At 59.9% G+C, this 20,826-nt stretch carries 22 protein-coding genes, 1 other RNA gene and 1 pseudogene; 13 read left to right on the top strand and 11 right to left on the bottom strand.

Going from position 1 to position 20,826, the window contains the following annotated elements:
* Positions 1 to 4: 4 nt before the first annotated feature.
* On the bottom strand, positions 5 to 982 hold the full coding sequence (locus ACYZT3_RS28580; protein WP_462031229.1) for an NADPH:quinone oxidoreductase family protein: 978 nt from the start codon (positions 980 to 982) through the stop codon (positions 5 to 7).
* A gap of 150 nt (positions 983 to 1,132) precedes the next feature.
* Here ACYZT3_RS28580 and ACYZT3_RS28575 point away from each other — a divergent pair, with 150 nt between their 5' ends.
* Positions 1,133 to 1,540, top strand: coding sequence for a flagellar basal body-associated protein FliL (locus ACYZT3_RS28575; RefSeq protein WP_282376129.1), 408 nt, complete (start codon positions 1,133 to 1,135; stop codon positions 1,538 to 1,540).
* A gap of 47 nt (positions 1,541 to 1,587) precedes the next feature.
* Here ACYZT3_RS28575 and ACYZT3_RS28570 read toward each other — a convergent pair whose 3' ends face one another.
* Positions 1,588 to 2,040, bottom strand: coding sequence for an EVE domain-containing protein (locus ACYZT3_RS28570; protein ID WP_462031228.1), 453 nt, complete (start codon positions 2,038 to 2,040; stop codon positions 1,588 to 1,590).
* 201 nt (positions 2,041 to 2,241) lie between these two features.
* Between ACYZT3_RS28570 and ACYZT3_RS28565 the strand changes: the two genes are divergently transcribed.
* Positions 2,242 to 2,394: a hypothetical protein gene (locus ACYZT3_RS28565; RefSeq protein ID WP_008024268.1), complete on the top strand. Its 153-nt coding sequence runs from the start codon at positions 2,242 to 2,244 to the stop codon at positions 2,392 to 2,394.
* Positions 2,395 to 2,428: 34 nt separating this feature from the next.
* On the opposite strand, the gene ACYZT3_RS28560 is transcribed toward ACYZT3_RS28565, so the two are convergent.
* The 4 genes from ACYZT3_RS28560 to ACYZT3_RS28545 all read right to left on the bottom strand — a co-directional run bounded on the left by ACYZT3_RS28560 (position 2,429) and on the right by ACYZT3_RS28545 (position 3,851).
* Positions 2,429 to 3,034 carry a 5-formyltetrahydrofolate cyclo-ligase gene (locus ACYZT3_RS28560; protein ID WP_282376124.1) on the bottom strand — a complete coding sequence of 202 codons (606 nt, stop codon included), beginning with the start codon at positions 3,032 to 3,034 and terminating at the stop codon, positions 2,429 to 2,431.
* An 84-nt stretch (positions 3,035 to 3,118) separates the two neighbouring features.
* Positions 3,119 to 3,297, bottom strand: a non-coding RNA gene (ssrS, locus tag ACYZT3_RS28555) — 6S RNA.
* A gap of 30 nt (positions 3,298 to 3,327) precedes the next feature.
* Positions 3,328 to 3,645 carry a cell division protein ZapA gene (locus ACYZT3_RS28550; protein WP_053163708.1) on the bottom strand — a complete coding sequence of 106 codons (318 nt, stop codon included), beginning with the start codon at positions 3,643 to 3,645 and terminating at the stop codon, positions 3,328 to 3,330.
* Positions 3,642 to 3,851: a TIGR02449 family protein gene (locus tag ACYZT3_RS28545; protein ID WP_007982902.1), complete on the bottom strand. Its 210-nt coding sequence runs from the start codon at positions 3,849 to 3,851 to the stop codon at positions 3,642 to 3,644. The genes ACYZT3_RS28550 and ACYZT3_RS28545 overlap by 4 nt, the downstream gene beginning before the upstream one ends.
* A 125-nt stretch (positions 3,852 to 3,976) precedes the next feature.
* Here ACYZT3_RS28545 and ACYZT3_RS28540 point away from each other — a divergent pair, with 125 nt between their 5' ends.
* The 10 genes from ACYZT3_RS28540 to gcvP all read left to right on the top strand — a co-directional run bounded on the left by ACYZT3_RS28540 (position 3,977) and on the right by gcvP (position 16,031).
* Entirely contained in the window at positions 3,977 to 4,537 is a 561-nt protein-coding gene (locus ACYZT3_RS28540) for a YecA/YgfB family protein (RefSeq protein WP_282376122.1), read from the top strand.
* Positions 4,538 to 4,564: 27 nt separating this feature from the next.
* Positions 4,565 to 5,899 (top strand): Xaa-Pro aminopeptidase, encoded by a 1,335-nt coding sequence (gene pepP, locus ACYZT3_RS28535; RefSeq protein WP_282376121.1) that lies wholly within the window; start codon positions 4,565 to 4,567, stop codon positions 5,897 to 5,899.
* Entirely contained in the window at positions 5,896 to 7,083 is a 1,188-nt protein-coding gene (gene ubiH / locus ACYZT3_RS28530) for a 2-octaprenyl-6-methoxyphenyl hydroxylase (RefSeq protein WP_282376120.1), read from the top strand. The genes pepP and ubiH overlap by 4 nt, the downstream gene beginning before the upstream one ends.
* Entirely contained in the window at positions 7,076 to 7,216 is a 141-nt protein-coding gene (locus ACYZT3_RS28525; RefSeq protein WP_462031227.1) for a hypothetical protein, read from the top strand. Before ubiH ends, ACYZT3_RS28525 begins: the two co-directional genes overlap by 8 nt.
* 9 nt (positions 7,217 to 7,225) lie before the next feature.
* A complete protein-coding gene (locus tag ACYZT3_RS28520) occupies positions 7,226 to 8,443 on the top strand; it encodes a 2-octaprenyl-3-methyl-6-methoxy-1,4-benzoquinol hydroxylase (RefSeq protein WP_282376369.1) in 1,218 nt (405 codons plus the stop codon).
* A gap of 118 nt (positions 8,444 to 8,561) precedes the next feature.
* Positions 8,562 to 9,566 (top strand): extracellular solute-binding protein, encoded by a 1,005-nt coding sequence (locus tag ACYZT3_RS28515; protein ID WP_282376119.1) that lies wholly within the window; start codon positions 8,562 to 8,564, stop codon positions 9,564 to 9,566.
* 156 nt (positions 9,567 to 9,722) lie between these two features.
* Positions 9,723 to 11,339: an ABC transporter permease gene (locus ACYZT3_RS28510; RefSeq protein ID WP_282376118.1), complete on the top strand. Its 1,617-nt coding sequence runs from the start codon at positions 9,723 to 9,725 to the stop codon at positions 11,337 to 11,339.
* Between the two features lie 156 nt (positions 11,340 to 11,495).
* Complete coding sequence (gene gcvT, locus ACYZT3_RS28505; RefSeq protein ID WP_131063329.1) at positions 11,496 to 12,578, top strand: glycine cleavage system aminomethyltransferase GcvT; 1,083 nt, start codon at positions 11,496 to 11,498, stop codon at positions 12,576 to 12,578.
* 50 nt (positions 12,579 to 12,628) lie between these two features.
* Complete coding sequence (gcvH, locus tag ACYZT3_RS28500; RefSeq protein WP_282376117.1) at positions 12,629 to 13,012, top strand: glycine cleavage system protein GcvH; 384 nt, start codon at positions 12,629 to 12,631, stop codon at positions 13,010 to 13,012.
* A gap of 145 nt (positions 13,013 to 13,157) precedes the next feature.
* On the top strand, positions 13,158 to 16,031 hold the full coding sequence (gcvP, locus tag ACYZT3_RS28495; protein ID WP_282376116.1) for an aminomethyl-transferring glycine dehydrogenase: 2,874 nt from the start codon (positions 13,158 to 13,160) through the stop codon (positions 16,029 to 16,031).
* A gap of 57 nt (positions 16,032 to 16,088) precedes the next feature.
* Here gcvP and ACYZT3_RS28490 read toward each other — a convergent pair whose 3' ends face one another.
* From ACYZT3_RS28490 to ACYZT3_RS28470, 5 genes and pseudogenes are all read right to left on the bottom strand, one after another.
* Positions 16,089 to 16,406 (bottom strand): DUF2388 domain-containing protein, encoded by a 318-nt coding sequence (locus tag ACYZT3_RS28490; RefSeq protein ID WP_010466645.1) that lies wholly within the window; start codon positions 16,404 to 16,406, stop codon positions 16,089 to 16,091.
* 68 nt (positions 16,407 to 16,474) lie between these two features.
* On the bottom strand, positions 16,475 to 16,924 hold the full coding sequence (locus ACYZT3_RS28485) for an NfeD family protein (RefSeq protein ID WP_282376115.1): 450 nt from the start codon (positions 16,922 to 16,924) through the stop codon (positions 16,475 to 16,477).
* 8 nt (positions 16,925 to 16,932) lie between these two features.
* The gene (locus ACYZT3_RS28480; protein WP_008150402.1) at positions 16,933 to 17,853 is read right to left on the bottom strand and encodes an SPFH domain-containing protein; all 921 of its coding nucleotides are present in this window, start codon (positions 17,851 to 17,853) and stop codon (positions 16,933 to 16,935) included.
* A gap of 108 nt (positions 17,854 to 17,961) precedes the next feature.
* Positions 17,962 to 19,746 carry a GspE/PulE family protein gene (locus ACYZT3_RS28475; RefSeq protein WP_462031226.1) on the bottom strand — a complete coding sequence of 595 codons (1,785 nt, stop codon included), beginning with the start codon at positions 19,744 to 19,746 and terminating at the stop codon, positions 17,962 to 17,964.
* Between the two features lie 90 nt (positions 19,747 to 19,836).
* Positions 19,837 to 20,176 (bottom strand): annotated as a pseudogene (locus ACYZT3_RS28470) (hypothetical protein).
* Between the two features lie 126 nt (positions 20,177 to 20,302).
* Here ACYZT3_RS28470 and ACYZT3_RS28465 point away from each other — a divergent pair.
* The gene (locus tag ACYZT3_RS28465) at positions 20,303 to 20,767 is read left to right on the top strand and encodes an Lrp/AsnC family transcriptional regulator (RefSeq protein ID WP_046045137.1); all 465 of its coding nucleotides are present in this window, start codon (positions 20,303 to 20,305) and stop codon (positions 20,765 to 20,767) included.
* Positions 20,768 to 20,826 lie beyond the last annotated feature (59 nt).

The raw sequence follows: 20,826 nt of genomic DNA, 5'->3' as shown, positions 1-20,826 counted from the left end.
GGGCTCAGCGAACCTGCACCACCACTTTCCCGACTGCCTTGCGCTGGCCCAGATCATTTATAGCCTGCGCCGCATTACTCAGCGGATACACCTGCGACACCAGTGGCTTCAACTTGCCTTCGGCAAACCAGCCAAACAATTGCTGGAAGTTCGCTGCGTTGTCTTGAGGCTGGCGCTGAGCAAACGAACCCCAGAACACGCCGACCACTGCCGCACCTTTGAGCAGCGCCAGGTTCACTGGCAATTCCGGAATGCGACCGCTGGCAAAACCGACCACCAGCAGGCGTCCATTCCAGGCAATGGCGCGGATGGCCTGGTCGAACAGGTCGCCACCCACCGGGTCGTAGATCACGTCGGCGCCCTGGCCATCGGTCAGGCGTTTGATTTCGTCCTTGAGGCTGGTTTCGCTGTAGTTGATCAGCTCATCGGCGCCGGCGGCCTTGGCCACCGCGAGTTTTTCGGCGCTGCTGGCGGCGGCGATCACGCGGGCGCCCATGGCTTTGCCGATTTCCACCGCCGCCAGGCCGACACCACCGGAAGCGCCGAGCACCAGCAGGGTTTCACCGGGTTGCAGATGGCCTCGTTGCTTGAGCGCGTGCATCGAAGTGCCGTAGGTCATGCTGAAAGCGGCGGCGGTGTTGAAGTCCATTGAGGGTGGGATTGGCAGCACGTTGTAGCCTGGCACCGCGACCTGTTCGGCGAAACTGCCCCAACCGGTCAGGGCCATGACCCGATCACCGACCTTGAGGTGACTGACCTTTTCACCCACCGCGCTGACCACGCCGGCGGCTTCGCCACCCGGGGAAAACGGGAAGGGCGGCTTGAACTGGTATTTGCCCTCGATGATCAACGTGTCCGGGAAATTCACCCCGGCGGCGTGCACGTCCAGCAGGATTTCATTCTTCTTCGCAACAGGACTGGCGACGTCTTCCAGCACCAGCGATTCGGCAGGGCCGAAGGCTTTGCACAGCACGGCTTTCATCAGGGCTATTCCTTTGGGAGTGATGGCCGATAAGTGTAGGTGTGTAAGTCGATGGGTCAACGAGCATGCCCGGCCCTGATAGTCAGCCATAAGCTTGTGCTTGTGCGACGGGTCGTTATGCTAGACCGCAAACCGGATAAGGAGCGAATTGTGAAAGCGTGGATCATGTTGTTGCTGGCCCTGTCTCTGCCCGTGGCAGCGATGGCCGAAGAAGCCAAAGAAGGTGAAGCCCCGAAAGTCAGCTACCTGACCCTGAGTCCGCCATTCGTGGGTAACTATGGCCTGGATGGCACGCCGAAGTTGAAGGTCTTCAAGGCTGACGTGGCGTTGCGGGTGACCGGTGAAGAATCGACCAAACTGGTCAAGGCCAATGAACCGTTGATTCGCAATCAACTGGTCGCGTTGTTCACCCAGCAGACCACCGAGGCGATGAACAGCATCGAAGGCAAGGAAAAGCTGCGTCAGGAAGCCCTGAAACAGACCCAGCAAATCATGAACGACGAAACCGGTAAGCCGGTGGTTGAGGATCTGTTGTTCAACAACCTGATTATTCAGTAAGACGTTCGTTGTTGCGGCGGGCCTCATTCCGGTAAACGCAGGAGATTTTACGGCTTGAGCGCAATCACCGCCGCCCACTGCTCGGCCGTCACCGGCATCACCGACAGTCGCGAACCTTTCTGCACCAGCGGCATCTCGGCCAGCGCCGCCTGCTGTTTCAGATACTCCAGCTTCAGCACCTTGGGAAACGTCTCGACGTGAGCGACATCGATCGCGCTCCAGGCGTTTTTCTCGGGTGAAGATTTCGGATCGAAGTAAACGCTCTCCGGCTCCAGCGCCGTCGGGTCCGGATACGCGGCTTCGACAATCTGTCCGATCCCGGCAATTCCCGGTTCGGGGCAGCTGGAGTGATAGAAGAAAAACTCGTCGCCCACGGCCATGGCCCGCAGAAAATTACGCGCCTGGTAGTTGCGCACTCCGTCCCAGCGCGCTTTGCCAAGCGTCTCCAGGCCCTTGATTGAGAGCTCGTCGGGCTCGGATTTCATCAGCCAATAAGCCATGGTTTTTGCTCCTTGCGAGGTGGGTGGGCAAGTTGTCGGGCAATTTTATGACAAACCGACGGTCGGTTGACGCCAGCGTTTGCGTGTCGGTTCACGTTGTCGCAGAATGCCGGCCTTCTAAGCATGACGCTGCTGCACGGCCTACACCTATAACGGAAACCGCTGCTGTCATCGTGTTGATGTGCCTTTGGGGGGCAATCGATGAAACGCAAACCGGATTTACTATGGATTTTGGTTATTTTGTTCGGCCTCGGCGTCGTGACCACTGGCTATGCCCAAAGCCTGTGGAGCAACAAGACCGATGCTCCGATCGAAATCGCGCAGCAACAGCAGCCGTCGGCGTTCAAACGCTGAACCTGTTTTGGGACGCCGCTGATTCCTGCGGCGTCTAGCCTGCGAAATACCACGCCTTGTCTGTCACCGTTCCCTGTAACGGCACATCCCAGCTCGCTTGAGCCAATCGCTCGACCTTCTGACATTCATGGGCCAGCCCCAATAGCGTCGGCTTGCGCCAGTTTTTTCGTCGTGCCAGGTACGCCAGGCTTCGATCATAAAAACCACCGCCCATGCCCAGGCGTCCGCCGACATCGTCAAATCCCACCAATGGCAACAGCACCAGATCGAGCGCCCAGACTTTGCGTTGCCGGGCGAGGTTGTGCCGGGGTTCGAGAATACGGAAACGGTTGGGTTTCAGTTTTTCACCGGGGCGAATTCGCTGGAACACCATTTTGGTTCGTGGCCAGGCACTGAGCACCGGCAGATAAGTTGCCTTGCCCCGACGTTGAGCGGCACGCAGCACAACACGCGGATCGATTTCACCGTCAGTGGGCAGATACAGAGAGATATGTTTTGCGCGGCGAAACAGCGGCTGCTGGGCCAATTGCTTGTACAGCCCGCGTGCAGCCTGGCGTTGCTGACTGGGAGTCAGTGCGCGGCGGGCCTTGCGCAGCATGCGTCGAAGTTGCGGGCGGGGTAGCAGCGCAGGTTCGTTCATGGATTCGGGCTCGCGGGACAAGTACCTGAAGCGTACCCGTAAAAAAGCCGATGCCGGTATTTAAACCGGCATCGGACTGGAATCAGGCTCCCCGGATGTACCGCTGTCGACTTAGCCCTTGAACCCGAAAGTTCAAGGTGGAAGATGCAGTAGGCTTTAAGGCTTTCCGTCTAGCGGACATGCACACCAGCCCAACGTGCAACCTCCAGGGTATAGCAAATCGGCTCAGGGACATCGCCAACTGGCAAGCACCCCAGGGAGTGTTGCGAGTATACCCCAAGCGGTTTCGCGTTTCAGCCCTTGGTGACGTCCGGGTCGGTTGCGAGCACCAGATCGACGCGGTCCAGCAGGTCACGAACCTGCTCACGGGTCGAGCCGCTGGCCTGTGCATCCGGGCGTTCTTCCTTGTGCAGAAGATCGTGCGTGATGTTCAGCGCGGCCATCACGGCGATGCGATCGGCGCCAATGACTTTGCCACTGCTGCGGATTTCGCGCATCTTGCCGTCCAGGTAACGGGCGGCGCTCACCAGGTTGCTGCGCTCTTCCTGGGGACAGATGATCGAATACTCTTTATCGAGGATCTGCACGGTAACGCTATTGCTTGAACTCATGAGTCTTGCTCCAGGGCCTTGAGGCGCGAAATCATTGATTCGACCTTACGCCGGGCGATTTCGTTCTTTTCTATGAGGTGAGCGCGCTCCTCGCGCCAGGTCTTTTCCTGAGCTAATAGGAGTCCGTTTTGACTCTTTAGTTGCTCGACGCGGGTAATTAGCAGTTCGAGTCTGGCCATTAGCGCTTGCAGGTCGGTGTCTTCCATTGGGTCCACTGAAATGTCAGATGGGTGATAGCTGGCGGACAGCCTTTAATAGTCTTGGCGAGTCTGTCGATGTAGGATACAAGGCCTTCATTCTAGACATAGCGCCGTCTGGCGCCTAGCTGCCCATGCCCATTCAGAATTCCCCGTACCAAGCCTTCGTCACACTGCTGACTTCCAGCGGTCATAACGTCTCGCCTGCCGAACTGCATGGCCTGCTGCTCGGCCGCAGTTGCGCCGGTGCCGGCTTCGATGCCGAAGGCTGGCTGGTTGATGCCGCCGAGCTGCTCGAAGGCGAGCCGCAGGACAACATTCGCAATGCCTTGATCGGCCTGCAAGAGATGGTCAAGGGCGAGCTCACCGGCGACGACGTGACCGTCGTTCTGCTGCTTCCGACCGATGACGAGCCACTGGCTGATCGCGCCGCCGCACTGGGCCAATGGTGCCAGGGCTTCCTCAGCGGTTTCGGCCTGAACTGCCGTGACAGCAGCATGCTGAGCACCGAGGCCACTGAAGTTTTGCAGGATCTGGCGGCTATCTCGCAGGTGCAAGACGCTCTGGAAGAGTCCGACGACGGCGAAAGCGATTACATGGAAGTGATGGAGTACCTGCGTGTTGCGCCGCTGCTGTTGTTCACCGAAACCAAGAAGCCAGACGCGCCGGCTGCTGCCAAACCATCGCTGCATTAATCGCGTGCCAGGGAAAGCCATCTGCCCATGATTCATATCCCGAAATCGGAATACAGCCGGCGCCGCAAGGCCCTGATGGCGCAGATGGTACCCAACAGCATCGCCATTCTGCCCGCCGCCGCCGTTGCCATCCGCAACCGCGACGTCGAGCACGTCTACCGTCAGGACAGCGACTTCCAGTATCTCAGCGGTTTTCCCGAGCCTCAGGCGGTCATCGTTTTGATGCCTGGACGTTTACATGGCGAATACATACTGTTCTGCCGTGAACGCAACGCCGAGCGAGAAATGTGGGACGGTCTGCGCGCCGGGCAGGAAGGCGCGATTCGCGACTTTGGCGCCGACGACGCCTTCCCCATCACCGACATCGACGACATCCTGCCGGGCCTGATCGAAGGCCGTGACCGGGTGTATTCGGCCATGGGCAGCAACCCGGAATTCGACCGGCACCTGATGGACTGGATCAACGTGATCCGCTCTAAAGCGCACCTCGGCGCCCAGCCGCCGAACGAATTCGTTGCCCTGGATCATCTGCTTCACGACATGCGCCTGTATAAATCGGCGGCAGAAGTGAAGGTGATGCGCGAAGCCGCACGAATTTCTGCCCAGGCGCATATCCGCGCGATGCAGGTCAGCCGGGTCGGGCTGCATGAATTCAGCCTCGAAGCCGAGCTCGATTATGAGTTCCGTAAGGGCGGGGCGAAGATGCCGGCCTACGGCTCGATCGTCGCCGCGGGGCGCAACAGCTGCATCCTGCATTACCAGCAGAATGACGCCGTGCTCAAGGACGGCGATCTGGTGTTGATCGATGCCGGTTGCGAGATCGATTGCTACGCCAGCGACATCACCCGCACCTGGCCGGTCAACGGCAAGTATTCAGCGGAACAGAAGGCGATTTACGAACTGGTGCTGGCGTCGCAAGAAGCCGCGTTTGCCGAAATCGCCCCAAATAAACATTGGAATCAGGCCCACGAAGCCACCGTCCGGGTCATTACCACCGGGCTGGTGAAGTTGGGCTTGTTGCAAGGCGACGTCGACGAGTTGATTGCCAGCGAAGCCTATAAAGCGTTTTACATGCACCGCGCCGGCCACTGGCTGGGCATGGATGTGCATGATGTCGGCGAATACAAGGTCGGCGGGGAATGGCGCGTGCTGGAAGTTGGCATGGCGCTGACCGTGGAACCGGGTATCTACATTTCCCCGGACAACCAGAATGTGGCGAAGAAATGGCGCGGCATTGGCGTGCGCATCGAGGACGACGTAGTGGTCACCAAAACCGGCTGTGAAATCCTGACCAAAGGCGTGCCGAAAACGGTCGCCGAGATCGAGGCCTTGATGGCCGCCGCGCGGGCACAAGCGGCATGAGTCGAGTCAATCTGGCAATCATCGGTGGTGGTCTGGTCGGCGCCAGCCTGGCGTTAGCGTTGCAAGCAGGGGCCAAGGCGCGTGGCTGGAAGATCGTGTTGATCGAACCCTTTGCCCCCGGCCACACTTATCAACCGAGCTACGACGCCCGTTCTTCGGCGTTGTCCTACGGCGCCAAGCAGATTTATCAACGGTTGGGCGTGTGGCAGGAAATCTCCCGCCGCGCCGAGCCGATCAAGCAGATTCATGTCTCCGACCGTGGACGTTTTTCCACCGCGCGACTGTCGGCGATGGAAGAGGGCGTTCCGGCGCTGGGTTATGTGGTGGAAAACGCCTGGCTCGGCCAATGCCTCTGGCAAGGTCTGGATAAGGACGTGATCACATGGCGTTGCCCGGCGGAAGTCACGCGCATGGAGCCACTGACCGACGGCTATCGCCTGACCCTCAACGATGAAACCACCCTGGAATGCGACCTTGCGGTGCTGGCTGATGGCGGCCGTTCCGGCCTGCGCGAACAACTGGGGATCGGCATCAAAAAGCGCCCGTACAACCAGAGCGCGCTGATTGCCAACATCACCCCGAGCGAAGCGCACAACGGCATGGCCTTCGAGCGTTTCACCGATGACGGCCCGATGGCGTTGTTGCCGCTGCCGGAAAACCGCTGCGCACTGGTGTGGACTCGATTGGGCATGGACGCGCAACGGCTGGCCGCGCTTGATGAACGCAGCTTCCTCAGCGAGTTGCAGGGCGTGTTCGGTTATCGCCTCGGCACCTTGAAGCAGGTGGGGGCGCGACATCTTTACCCGCTGACGCTGATCGAAGCCGAAGAGCAGGTGCGTCCGCATCTGGCCATTCTCGGTAACGCCGCTCACAGCCTGCACCCGATTGCCGGCCAGGGTTTCAACCTGTCCCTGCGTGATGCTCAAGCGCTGGCTGATGCGCTGCTGGCGAGCGAAACCTCTCCCGGCGATTTTGCGACCTTGCAGGCTTACCGCGAACGTCAGCGTCTGGATCAGAACCTGACCGTGGGTTTCTCCGATCAGGTCACCCGTTTGTTCGGCAGCACTCAACCGCTGGTTTCCTTGGTCCGTAACATCGGCCTGCTCGGTCTCGATCTGCTGCCGCCGGCCAAACGCTGGTTCGCCCGGCAAGCCATGGGCTTGGGTACTCGACCCGATGCTTAAGTGGCTGACTGCAAGACTCGACTCGATGGTCGATCCGTTTTTCATGCAGATGCTGCTGGAGAACCTCGGTCACCGGTACATTGCCGGAAAAACCCTTTACGTGCGGCTCAAGCCGCAAGCGAGACAGGCTTAAAGCATGGAAATGCGCGCAGATCTGCTGATTGTCGGGGCCGGAATGGTCGGTAGCACCCTGGCGCTGGCGTTGCAGGACAGCGGACTGGAAGTCCTGCTGCTGGACGGCAGCCCGATGAGCGTTAAGCCCTTCGACGAGCAATCGCCGTTCGAACCGCGAGTGAGCGCCTTGTCGACGGCCAGCCATAGGATTCTCGAACGCCTCGGTGTCTGGGACGGTATCGCCAACCGGCGCAGCAGCCCGTATACCGACATGCACGTCTGGGACGGCAGTGGCACCGGGCACATTCATTTTTCGGCGACCAGTGTGCATGCCGAAGTGCTGGGGCATATCGTCGAGAACCGCGTGGTTCAAGATGCCTTGCTCGACCGTTTGCATGACTGTGATCTGGGAATGCTGGCCAACGCGCGCCTGGAGCAAATGCGTCGCTCCGGCGACGATTGGCTGCTGACCCTGGCCGATGGGCGCACGTTGCGCGCACCGCTGGTGATTGCGGCGGATGGCGCCAACTCCGCAGTGCGGCGGCTGACCGGTGTGGCGACTCGCGAGTGGGACTATCTGCACCATGCGATCGTGACCAGCGTGCGCAGCTCAAAACCTCATCAACTGACCGCCTGGCAGCGTTTCACCGACAACGGTCCATTGGCGTTTCTGCCGCTGGAGCGTGATGGTCAGCAGGATTGGTGTTCGATCGTCTGGTCGACCACCCCGGGCGAAGCCGAACGCCTGATGGCGCTGGACGACGAAGGTTTCTGCAAAGCGCTGGAGCGAGCCTTCGAAGGCCGACTCGGCACGGTGCTCAGCGCCGATCCGCGTCTGTGCGTGCCCCTGCGTCAGCGCCATGCCAAGCGTTACGTGGCTGAAGGCCTGGCGCTGATCGGCGACGCGGCCCACACCATTCACCCATTGGCCGGACAGGGCGTGAACCTCGGTTTCCTCGATGCCGCCGTGCTGGCCGAAGTGCTGTTGCAAGCGGCCACGCGTGGCGAGCGTTTGGCGGATGTGAAAGTGCTCAGCCGTTACGAGCGTCGGCGCATGCCTCACAACCTGGCATTGATGGCGGCGATGGAGGGTTTCGAGCGCTTGTTCCAGGCTGATCCGTTGCCGATTCGCTGGTTGCGCAATGCCGGGTTGAATATGGTCGACCAGATGCCTGAAGCCAAGGCGCTGTTTGTGCGCGAAGCGCTGGGTTTGATCGGGGATCTGCCGGCGCTGGCCAAAGCCTGACTCACCCTTGTAGGCCTGCGTGCAACATCTGGTAACGCCTCCGCGAACTGTTCGATTGAGAAGGTAAATGTGAGTCCATATCATTTGGCTTCAATTTTTCAACCGAGAGATCGCTCCCATGTTGATACCGAAGCGTCTACTGACCGCGCTCGCCCTGACCCTGATTGGCAGCACCGCTACCCAGGCCGCTGACGAGGTGGTGGTTTACTCCTCGCGGATCGACGAGCTGATCAAACCGGTCTTCGATGCCTACACCGCGAAAACCGGTGTGCAGGTGAAGTTCATCACCGACAAGGAAGCGCCGCTGATGCAGCGGATCAAGGCCGAGGGCGAGAACGCCACCGCTGACCTGCTGCTGACCGTCGATGCCGGCAACCTCTGGCAGGCCGAGCAAATGGGGATCCTGCAACCGTTCACCTCCAAGGTGATCGACGCCAATATCCCGCTCCAATATCGCTCTTCCACCCATGCCTGGACCGGTTTGAGCCTGCGGGCGCGGACCATCGCTTACTCCACCGTTCGGGTGAAGCCCGGTGAGCTGACCACCTACGAAGGTCTGGCCGACAAGAACTGGGAAGGCCGCTTGTGCCTGCGCACCGCGAAGAAGGTCTATAACCAATCTCTCACCGCCACCATGATCGAAGTCCACGGCGCCGACAAAACCGAGAAGATTCTCAAGGGTTGGGTGAGTAACCTGTCCACCGATGTGTTCTCGGATGACATCGCGGTGTTGGAGGCCATCAACGCGGGTCAATGCGACGTCGGCATCGTCAACACTTATTACTACGGTCGTCTGCACAAGCAGAAGCCTGATCTGGCGGTGAAGCTATTCTGGCCGAACCAGGGCGACCGTGGCGTGCACGTGAACCTGTCGGGCATCGGCCTGACCAAACACGCCCCGCACCCGGAAGCGGCCAAGGCCTTGGTTGAATGGATGACCACGCCTGAAGCGCAGAAGATCTTTGCTGACGTGAACCAGGAATTCCCGGCTAACCCTGCGGTTCAACCCTCCGCAGAAGTGGCGAGCTGGGGCAAGTTTGTGGCTGATACGTTGCCGGTGGAGATTGCCGGCAAGCGTCAGGCTGAAGCGATTCGGATGATGGATCGCGCTGGCTGGAACTGAGTCTCTATCTTTAAAGATCAAAAGATCGCAGCCTCGTTTCACTCGACAGCTCCTACATTGGGATGGCGTACCCATGTAGGAGCTGTCGAGTGAAACGAGGCTGCGATCTTTTTGCGTTTTCCCTAAACTTCACGATTTATCCGCGAGAGACCTTTCTTGGCCCACCCCGCCCAACGCCGCTGGTACCCCTTGGTCTTCGCCATCGCTGCGCTGGTCCTGCTGCCACTTAGCGTTTTGCTGTTGTCATGGCAAACCATCGATCATCAAATCTGGTCCCACCTCTGGGACACCCAGATGCCGCGCCTGCTCGGCAACACGCTGACGTTGGTGCTCGGCGTCGGTATCGGCGTCACGCTCCTGGGCGTGAGCCTGGCCTGGCTGACCAGCCTCTGTGAATTTCCGGGTCGGCGTTGGCTGGACTGGGCGCTGATGCTGCCATTCGCCATTCCCGCCTACGTACTGGCATTCGTTTTCGTCGGCCTCCTGGATTTCGCCGGCCCCGTTCAAACGTTGATGCGCGAAGGGTTCGGCACGGGTTTGAGGTTGCCGCGGGTGCGCTCCACCGGCGGGGTGATTCTGGTCCTGGTGCTGGTCTTCTATCCCTACGTTTACCTGTTGGCGCGAACCGCGTTCCTGGCTCAAGGCAAAGGCTTGATGGAAGCGGCGCGAGTCTTGGGGCAATCCCCGTGGCAGGCGTTCTGGCGAGTCGCGTTGCCCATGGCGCGCCCGGCCATCGGTGCTGGCGTGGCGCTTGCGCTGATGGAAACCCTGGCGGATTTCGGCGCGGTGTCGGTGTTCAACTTCGACACGTTCACGACCGCCATCTACAAGACCTGGTACGGATTCTTCAGCCTCTCCACTGCCGCGCAACTGGCCAGCCTGTTGCTGCTGGTGGTGATGGTCGTGCTGTATGGCGAGCGTCGTGCTCGCGGGGCCAACCGGGCGAGCAACGAACGACCTCGGGTCAACGCGCTGTATCACCTGCGCGGTTTCAAAGCGCTGGCGGCCATGAGTTGGTGCGGTCTGGTGTTCGCTTGCGCCTTCGTCATTCCGATGCTGCAACTGATGGTGTGGTTCTGGCAGCGCGGGCGCTTCGATTTGGATGAGCGTTACGCGGGCCTGATCGTTCATACCTTGTACCTGGGCGGCATGGCGGCGCTGATCACCGTCAGTGTTGCTTTGGTGCTGGCGTTTGCGAGACGCCTGGCGCCGACCCGAGCAATCCGCTCCGGCGTCAGTCTGGCCAATCTCGGCTACGCCTTGCCGGGTTCGGTGCTGGCGGTGTCGATCATGCTGGCGTTCAGTTACCTGGACCGCGAACTGGTGATTCCGTTATCGGGTTGGCTGGGCGGCGCCGGAAAGCCATTGCTGCTGGGTAGTTTGTCGGCGTTATTGCTGGCCTATCTGGTGCGTTTCATCGCGGTGGCGTATGGGCCGCTGGAAAGCAGTCTGGCGCGAATACGGCCATCTTTGCCCGAAGCAGCACGTAGCCTTGGCGTCAGTGGGCCACGACTGTTTTTCAAAGTGTATCTGCCATTGTTGCTGCCAGGAACGTTGAGCGCTGCGTTGCTGGTATTCGTCGATGTGCTCAAGGAAATGCCCGCGACCCTTCTGATGCGCCCGTTTGGCTGGGATACGCTGGCGGTGCGGATCTTCGAAATGACCAGTGAAGGCGAGTGGGCGAGGGCCTCATTACCGGCCCTGACCCTGATTTTGGTCGGGCTGTTACCGGTCATCGGATTGATTCGACGTTCGGCGCATCGAAACACCTAGGTGCCAGTCCTACACCTTGAGGCTACAATGCGCGGCATTCGGTGCGGTCCGTCCTACAGACCAGGTAGCTGAAATCGGCTGAAAGCCATATATTTCAAGGCTTTCACTCCGTGCAGCACCTGCCCGCACCTTCGCCACGCCCGGAAGGAGAAACCCATGGGACAGCGTACGCCTCTGTATGACCTTCATCTCGCCCTCGGCGCGAAGATGGTCGATTTTGGCGGTTGGGATATGCCTTTGCATTACGGCTCACAGGTCGAGGAACACCATCAGGTGCGCCGCGATTGCGGGGTTTTCGATGTATCCCACATGACCGTGATCGATGTCAGCGGCCGTCAGGCCAAGGCCTGGCTCCAGCATTTGCTGGCCAATGACGTCGAACGTCTGCACAGCCCTGGCCGTGCCTTGTACAGCACCATGCTCAACGAGCGCGGCGGCATCGTCGACGACATGATCGTCTACCGTCTCGAGGACGGTTATCGGCTGGTGGTCAACGCCTCCACCCGTAATCAGGACCTCGCCTGGATGCAGGCTCACCTCGATGGTTTCAAGGTGCGGCTCAACGAGCGCTCCGAGCTGGCGATGCTGGCCATTCAAGGGCCTCAGGCCCGGCACAAAATCTCCGAACTGGTGACCCAGTCTCGCGGCAACCTGATTCAGATGCTCAAGCCCTTCGAAGGCCAGGCCGATGGTGACTGGTTCATCGCGCGCACGGGTTACACCGGCGAAGATGGCCTGGAAATCGTTCTGCCGGCCAATCAAGCGCCGGGATTCTTCAACGATCTGGTGGGCGCGGGCATCTCGCCGATCGGCCTCGGCGCGCGCGATACTTTGCGGGTCGAAGCCGGTATGAACCTCTACGGTCAGGACATTCACCAAGACGTTTCACCCCTTGCCTCCAACATGGCCTGGAGCATTGCCTGGGAGCCGGCCACTCGCCAGTTCATCGGTCGCAGTGCTCTGGAAGCCGAACGGGCGGGTGGCGTTCAGCACAAACTGGTCGGGCTGGTCCTTGAGGAGCGTGGGGTTTTGCGCGCTCATCAAGTGGTCCGCATCGCCAATGTTGGCGAAGGGGAGATCACCAGTGGTAGTTTCTCTCCTACGCTTAGCAAGTCGATAGCACTGGCGCGCGTGCCGATGGCGACAGCCGACCGCGCAGAAGTGGAAATCCGTGGCAAGTGGTACCCGGTCCGAGTGGTCAAACCGACCTTCGTACGCCATGGCAAAACCTTGATCTAATCTTTTCTGGCGGGCAACGACCGCTGACAATTCTCTTGAGGACACAGAACATGAGCGATATTCCTGCCGACCTGCGTTTTGCCGAAAGTCACGAATGGGCCCGTCTCGAAGCCGATGGCACCGTCACCGTGGGCATCAGCGATCACGCTCAGGAAGCCTTGGGCGATGTGGTGTTCGTTGAGTTGACCGAAGTCGGAACAGTCTTCGCTGCCGGTGATCAAGCTGGCGTGGTGGAGTCGGTCAAAGCGGCTTCGGACATCTACTCCCCGGTTGCCGGTGAAGTGATTGCCATCAACGAAGAACTGAGCGCTAACCCGGAACTGCTCAACTCCGACCCGTACGGTGCCTGGATCTTCAAGCTCAAACCAGGCAACACAGCCGATCTGGACACGCTGCTCGATGCAGCTGGCTACAAAGCCGCCATCGGCGAGTAAGCCTTAAGCGCCATCCCCAAAGCCCCGACTTGTCGGGGCTTTTCAGTTTCCGGGATCCTGATCTTCAAGGCTCCCCGGCATCGACTGCTATGCTGGTTTGACCGTGTTGCATCGACGTTGAGCGCCAGTCAAGAGAGAGCCCGTCATGTCCCAGTTGCCGTCCTTGAGCCAGTTACGCGACCCCAATGCCTTCCTTCGCCGCCACCTCGGGCCCGATGCCGCCGAGCAACAGGCAATGCTCGACAGCCTCGGCCTCGGCAGCCGGGTCGAGTTGATCGAGCAGACGGTGCCGCCGGGAATCCGCCTGAACAGGCCGCTCGACCTGCCACCCGCCCTCGACGAAGAAGCCGCGCTGGCGAAACTGCGCGGTTACGCCGAGCAAAACCAGGTCTGGACCAGCCTGATCGGCATGGGCTACCACGGCACCCTCACGCCGACCGTCATTGTGCGCAACGTGCTGGAAAATCCCGGTTGGTACACCGCGTACACGCCGTATCAACCCGAGATCGCCCAGGGTCGGCTCGAAGCGCTGCTGAATTTTCAGCAATTGACCATCGACCTCACCGGCCTGGAACTGGCCAACGCCTCGCTGCTGGATGAAGCCACGGCGGCGGCGGAGGCCATGGCACTGGCCAAGCGTGTCGCCAAGTCCAGAAGCAATCTGTTCTTCGTCGACGAGAACTGTCATCCGCAGACCATTTCCGTGGTCCAGACCCGAGCAGAAGGGTTCGGCTTCGAGCTGATCATCGACGCTGTGGATAACTTGAAACAGCACCAGGTGTTCGGTGCGCTCCTGCAATATCCCGATACCCACGGCGAGATCCGCGATCTTCGTCCGTTGATCGATCATCTGCATGCTCAGCAAGCCTTGGCGTGTGTCGCCACCGACCTGCTGAGTTTGCTGTTACTGACGCCACCGGGGGAGTTGGGCGCCGACGTGGTGTTCGGTTCATCCCAGCGTTTCGGCGTGCCCATGGGGTACGGCGGGCCTCACGCGGCGTTTTTTGCCAGTCGCGATGAGTACAAACGGGCGATTCCCGGGCGGATCATCGGCGTGTCGAAAGATGCTCGCGGCAATGTCGCCTTGCGCATGGCCCTGCAAACCCGCGAGCAACATATCCGCCGGGAGAAGGCTAACTCGAACATTTGCACCGCTCAGGTGCTGCTGGCCAACATCGCCAGTTTCTATGCGGTCTATCACGGTCCGGAAGGGCTCAAATGCATTGCCCAACGCGTCCATCGGCTGACCTGTATCCTCGCCGCCGGCCTTGAGCGCCACGGCATCAACCGCCACAACCAACACTTTTTCGACACCCTGACGCTGGAGGTCGGTGGTACTCAGACGGCAATCATCGAAAGCGCTCAGGCCGCACAGATCAACTTGCGCATTCTCGGGCGTGGGCAGTTGGGTCTGAGCCTCGACGAAACCTCTGACGAAGCCACCGTCGCGAAGTTGTTTGATGTGTTCCTCGGGTCCGATCACGGGCTTAACGTCGACGAACTGGACGCTGAAGCCCTTGATTCCGGCATTCCCGCAGGTCTGCTGCGTACCTCGCCTTATCTGCGTCACCCGGTGTTCAGCGCCCATCACAGCGAAACCGAAATGTTGCGTTACCTCAAGCAACTGGAGAACAAGGACCTGGCGCTCAATCAATCGATGATCCCGCTGGGCTCCTGCACCATGAAGCTCAATGCCACCAGCGAGATGATTCCCATCACCTGGCCGCAGTTCGCCAACCTGCACCCGTTTGCGCCGAAAGAGCAGGCGGTCGGTTATTCACTGATGATCGAAGAACTGGAGCGCTGGCTCTGCGCGATTACCGGTTTCGACGCAATCTGTATGCAACCCAACTCCGGCGCCCAAGGCGAGTACGCCGGGTTGCTGGCGATCCGCAAATACCATGAGAGTCGTCATGAGGGCGCGCGGGATATTTGCCTGATTCCGTCTTCGGCCCACGGCACCAACCCGGCGTCGGCGCAAATGGCCGGCATGCGCGTGGTGATCGTCGAGTGCGACGAGGCGGGCAACGTCGATCTGGATGACCTGAAAGGCAAAGCTACGGAGGCGGGCGACAAACTTGCCTGCCTGATGGCGACGTATCCTTCTACCCACGGGGTATACGAGGAAGGCATCAGCGAAATCTGTGAAGTTATCCACAGTCACGGCGGCCAGGTGTACATGGATGGCGCCAACCTCAACGCCCAGGTCGGGCTGGCGCGCCCGGCGGACATAGGCGCCGACGTGTCCCACATGAACTTGCACAAGACCTTCTGTATTCCCCACGGCGGAGGCGGGCCGGGCATGGGGCCGATTGGGGTGCGGGCGCATTTGGCGCCGTTCGTGGCCAATCACCCGGTGGTGCCGATTGAAGGACCACTGCCGCAGAACGGAGCGGTCAGCGCAGCACCTTGGGGCAGCGCGAGCATTTTGCCGATCAGCTGGATGTACATCGCGATGATGGGGCCGCAATTGGCGGATGCCAGTGAGGTGGCGATTCTTGCCGCGAATTACCTGGCGCAGCATCTGTCCGGTGCGTTTCCGGTGCTCTATACCGGGCGTAACGAACGGGTGGCTCACGAGTGCATTCTTGACCTGCGGCCACTCAAGGCGCTGACCGGGATCAGCGAGGAAGACGTTGCCAAGCGGTTGATGGACTATGGCTTTCATGCGCCGACCATGTCATTTCCGGTGCCGGGGACGTTGATGGTTGAACCGACCGAAAGTGAGTCGAAGGCAGAGCTGGACCGGTTTATCGGCGCGATGCTGAGTATCCGCGCGGAAATCACCGAGGTGCAGAACGGCAACTGGCCGGCCGATGACAACCCGCTGAAACGTTCGCCGCATACCCTGGCGGACATCACCGGGATTTGGGAGCGGCCTTATACCATCGAGCAGGCGGTGACGCCGGATGCTCACACCAAGGCGCATAAATATTGGCCGGTGGTGAACCGGGTGGACAATGTCTACGGTGACCGCAATCTGTTTTGCGCTTGCGTACCGGTGGATGATTACCGCTGACCGCACGGGCAAAAAAATGCCGCTCATGGGAGCGGCATTTTTGTTCAGCCAAAAAGCTTATTCCGAAGCGACGGCATTCTTCGCCAGGATCGCGTTCGCCAATTCCATGTCCGTGGCCTGCAGGCCAGGGTTGTCGGCGCGGACTTTCTGCATCGCGGCTTCCAGGTATGGCCCACGAATGCCGCCGTCACTGGCAACAAAGCTGCCGGCGTCGTCCTGGGCGGCAACGATCAGCTTGTGATCCTTGAAGGTCAGGTAGGTCGAGCCGGTGGTCGCACCGGACGAGATGACGTTACGCCAAAAGCTATCGGCCATCGCCGAACCGACGGGAAGGGACAACAGGGCGATGGTAGCGACAGCAAGTTTGAGACGCATGAGGGGTGACTCCACTGGGTTATCTACGGCCTTGGATTGCTAATCACCCAGTCGAGTTCCGTAACGGCTCATTCAGCTGGTTCAACCAGCAAAATAGCCCCTTGCTGCCCGATCACCCGAACGCGGCGGCCCGCTGCGGCGTCAGGCCCTCGGGCCATCCACACGCCGTCGGCGACCTTGATCTTGCCGCGACCGTCGACAATCGCTTCATGTACCACAAAGGTTTTACCGATCAATTCCTGACCGCGCAGATTGAGGTTCGGCTGATCACTCATCCGCACCGCGCTACGCTGGCGTCTCCACCAGTACAGGGCGGTAGCGATCGACAGCAGGCCGAACAGCAGAAACTGCAATTCCCAGGTGATGTCCGGCGCTGCATAAATCAGTACGCCAACGGCGGCGGCTGCCATACCGATCCACAGCAAGTAGCCACCGGCGCCGAACACTTCGAGAATCAGCAGCACGGTGCCTAATGCCAGCCAGTCCCAGAACGATAAATGCTGCAGGAATGCCCACATATCGTGCCTCAGGCTTTCTTGTTATCGAACGTGGCCTTGACGATTTCGCCGATGCCGCCGACTGCGCCGATCATCGAGCTGGCCTCGAGCGGCATCAGAATCACTTTGCTGTTGTTGGCCGAGGCCAGTTTGCCCAGCGCATCGATGTACTTCTGCGCGACAAAGTAATTGACCGCCTGCACGTTACCGCCAGCGATGGCTTCGGACACCACTTTGGTGGCCTGGGCTTCGGCTTCGGCCTGGCGTTCACGGGCTTCGGCCTCAAGGAACGCTGCCTGACGGCCACCTTCGGCCTCCAGGATTTGTGCCTGCTTCTTGCCTTCGGCAGTCAGAATCGCCGCGGCACGCAGGCCTTCGGCTTCAAGAATTTGCGCGCGCTTGATCCGCTCGGCTTTCATCTGCCCCGACATTGCAGCCATCAAGTCAGCCGGCGGGCTGATGTCCTTGATCTCGATCCGGGTGATCTTGATGCCCCACGGTGCTGTGGCTTCGTCGACAGTGCGCAGCAGTTTTTCGTTGATCCCGTCGCGCTGGCTGAGCATCGCGTCCAGCTCCATGGAGCCGAGCACGGTACGGATGTTGGTTTGCAGCAGGTTGCGGATCGCGTGTTCGAGGTTGTTGACCTCGTAGGCGGCCTGGGCGGTGTTAACCACCTGGAAGAAACACACCGCGTCGATCTGCACCGTGGCGTTATCGGCGGTGATGACTTCCTGGGGCGGAATATCCAGCACGCTTTCCATCACGTTGATCTTGCGGCCGATGCGGTCCATCACCGGAATGATGATGTTCAGGCCGGGCTTGAGCGTGTTGGTGTAGCGGCCGAAACGTTCGACCGTCCATTGGTACCCCTGAGGCACGACCTTGAAACCCATGAACAGAATGGCGACCACCAGGCCGACAAAAAGTAAAAGCACGCTACCGATCTGCATAACGATTCCCTGTTGATCAATGAAGTTGCGATCACAGGAGTGTAGCGGTGCCGGTTGGGGATAAGAACCGTTAGTCGGCCCTCGCATCATCAGGAGACATAAAAGGCTTCATTTCTGCTCGCTCTGCGGCGTCACCCGCAAGACCTCCTCAATCGTCGTTAAACCGGCCGCCACTTTTTGCGCCCCTGACAACCGCAAACTGCGCATGCCTTCCTTGAACGCCTGACGCCGCACTGCCAGCAAATCGGTGTCGGGGTTGATCAGCGCTTTGACGCCGTCTGTCAGCTGCATGATTTCGTAGACCCCGGCGCGGCCGCGGTAACCGGTATCGCGGCATTCCAGGCAACCAATGGCGCGCTGTGCGTTGTTCGGCAACGGTGCCTGCCAGGGGCGGGTCAAGGTTTGCCAGTCTTCTTCACCCAGCGTCAGCGGCGCCTTGCAATGCGGGCACAAGGTGCGGACCAGGCGCTGGGCCATGACGCCGAGCACCGTGGCCTTGATCAAGTAATGCGGCACGCCCAGCTCCAGCAAGCGGCTGATCGCGCTCGGCGCATCGTTGGTGTGCAGCGTCGACAGCACCAAGTGGCCAGTGAGCGCAGCCTGGATCGCCATTTCTGCGGTTTCGAGGTCACGGATCTCGCCGATCATGATGATGTCCGGATCCTGTCGCATCAGTGCGCGCACACCGGCGGCGAAGGTCAGGTCGATGTTGTGTTGGACCTGCATCTGATTGAACGCCGGCTCGACCATTTCGATCGGGTCTTCGATGGTGCAGAGATTGACCTCTGACGTCGCCAGCTTCTTTAGCGTGGTGTAAAGCGTGGTGGTTTTGCCGGAGCCGGTCGGCCCGGTGACCAAAATGATGCCGTTGGGCTGGCTAGTCATGTCCTTCCAGCGGTGCAAGTCATCGGCGGAGAAGCCCAGCTGGTCAAAGTCCTTGAGCAGTACCTCCGGGTCGAAGATCCGCATGACCATTTTTTCGCCGAATGCGGTAGGCAATGTCGATAGCCGCAGCTCGACTTCGCCACCGTCCGGGGTTTTGGTCTTGACCCGTCCGTCCTGGGGTTTGCGTTTTTCCGCGACGTTCATCCGCCCGAGGCTTTTCAGGCGGCTGACGATGGCCATGGTCACTTGTGGCGGAAATTGATAGACGTTATGCAGCACGCCGTCGATGCGAAAACGTACCGTGCCTTGCTCGCGCCGGGGTTCGATGTGGATGTCGCTGGCGCGTTGCTGGAACGCGTACTGGAACAACCAGTCGACGATGTTGACGATGTGCGCGTCGTTGGCGTCCGGTTCCTGGTCGCTGGCGCCGAGGTTAAGCAGCTGCTCGAAGTTGCCCAAGGTGCTCATCTGCTGATCGGCGTTGGTCGCGCCACTGACCGATTTGGCCAGGCGGAAGAACTCCACGCTGAAGCGCTGGATGTCGACCGGGTTGGCCACCACACGCTTGATCGGCAGTTTCAGCACGTGGGTCAGGTCGGCTTCCCAGCCGGTGACGTAGGGCTGGGCGCTGGCCACGGTCACCGCGTCGCGGTCGATGGAGACCGCAAGAATCTTGTGGCGCTGGGCGAAGGCGTAGGACATCAGCGGCGTAATCGCCGCGACGTTGATTTTCAGCGGATCGATTCGCAGATATGGCTGGCCGGCCTGCTGCGACAGCCAAAGCGTCAGGCTTTCCAGGTCGAGGTGTTTGCCGGGACGGCTGAAATCGTCCAGGTGTTGGCTGGCGATGAATTCCAGTGGGTGCATCTGGCCATTGGCGGCGTGACGGCGTCGAGCATTGAGCGCGTGTTCGGCCGCGTCCTGGCTGATAAAGCCTTGGGCGACCAGTTCACGCAGCAAATCATTGAGATCCAGCCAGCGGTCCTGAATGGCAAGGTGAACGGACATGCGGGCTCCTCATGAACAACAGTTCGCAAAGGATAGTCTCGGACCCGCAGACCGTTGGGCCACTACCGGACGAAGCCGTGTCGAGTTTTTTCAGCCTGCCGCTTGAACCGGTTCATCCCAAGCGCAATCAGCCGCTTGCAGCTCAACCGAACAGACGCTGATCAGGTTACGTAATTTTTCCGCGATCACTTGGGCGCGGTGCCAGCTCAGACCGTCCATCGACGATGTCGATCGACAGCAGGTCGTCCATACGCTGCATGTTGAACTGCACCGGTGTCAGGCACTGCAAGGCAAACAGGTTGAGTGCCCGGCACAGCAGATCCGGTTCGGCCTCGGCCAGCAATTGATAGTGAACGCGGCAGTGGACGTTACTGACGTTCCAGACATCGGCGCGGGTGTGCGGGGTGTTCACGGCTTCTAGATGCGGCATGGTCGGACTCCAAAATCACTGGAGGAATTTTTACATTAGGTGCCCGGCATTTCTTATCTATGATTGGGATTATTGGCAGTTATTTGAATTGCTTGATTCGTAAAGTTATCGATCAAAGGTTTTTTTATGCATAGCGAGCTGGATGGCTACGACCGCAAGATTCTCGCGTTGCTGCAAGAGGACGCCTCACTCTCCAGCGCACAGATCGCCGAACAGGTGGGACTCTCGCAGTCGCCGTGCTGGCGACGGATTCAGCGGATGAAGGAAGAGGGGATCATTCGGGGGCAGGTGACGTTGCTTGATCGCAAGAAGATCGGGCTTAACACGCAGATCTTCGCTGAAATAAAACTCAACGCTCACGGGCGTTCGAACTTCACCGAGTTCACCGAGGCGATTCGTGGCTTTCCCGAAGTGCTGGAGTGTTATGTGCTGATGGGGTCGGTGGATTTCTTGCTACGCATCGTCACGGCGGACATCGAAGCGTATGAGCGCTTCTTCTTCGAGAAGCTGTCGATGGTGCCGGGGATTCAGGAGGTTAACTCGATCGTGGCGTTGTCGGAAATCAAGTCCACGACGAGTTTGCCGGTCTGAGGTTTTGCGGTGAATGGGCTGGCCTCTTCGCGGGCAAGCCTCGCTCCTACAGGATTTCG

It is taken from the genome of Pseudomonas sp. MDT1-16 (assembly GCF_054898115.1).
The sequence above is the reverse complement of the archived record's forward strand: the minus strand, read 5'-3'. Positions and strand labels throughout refer to the sequence as shown.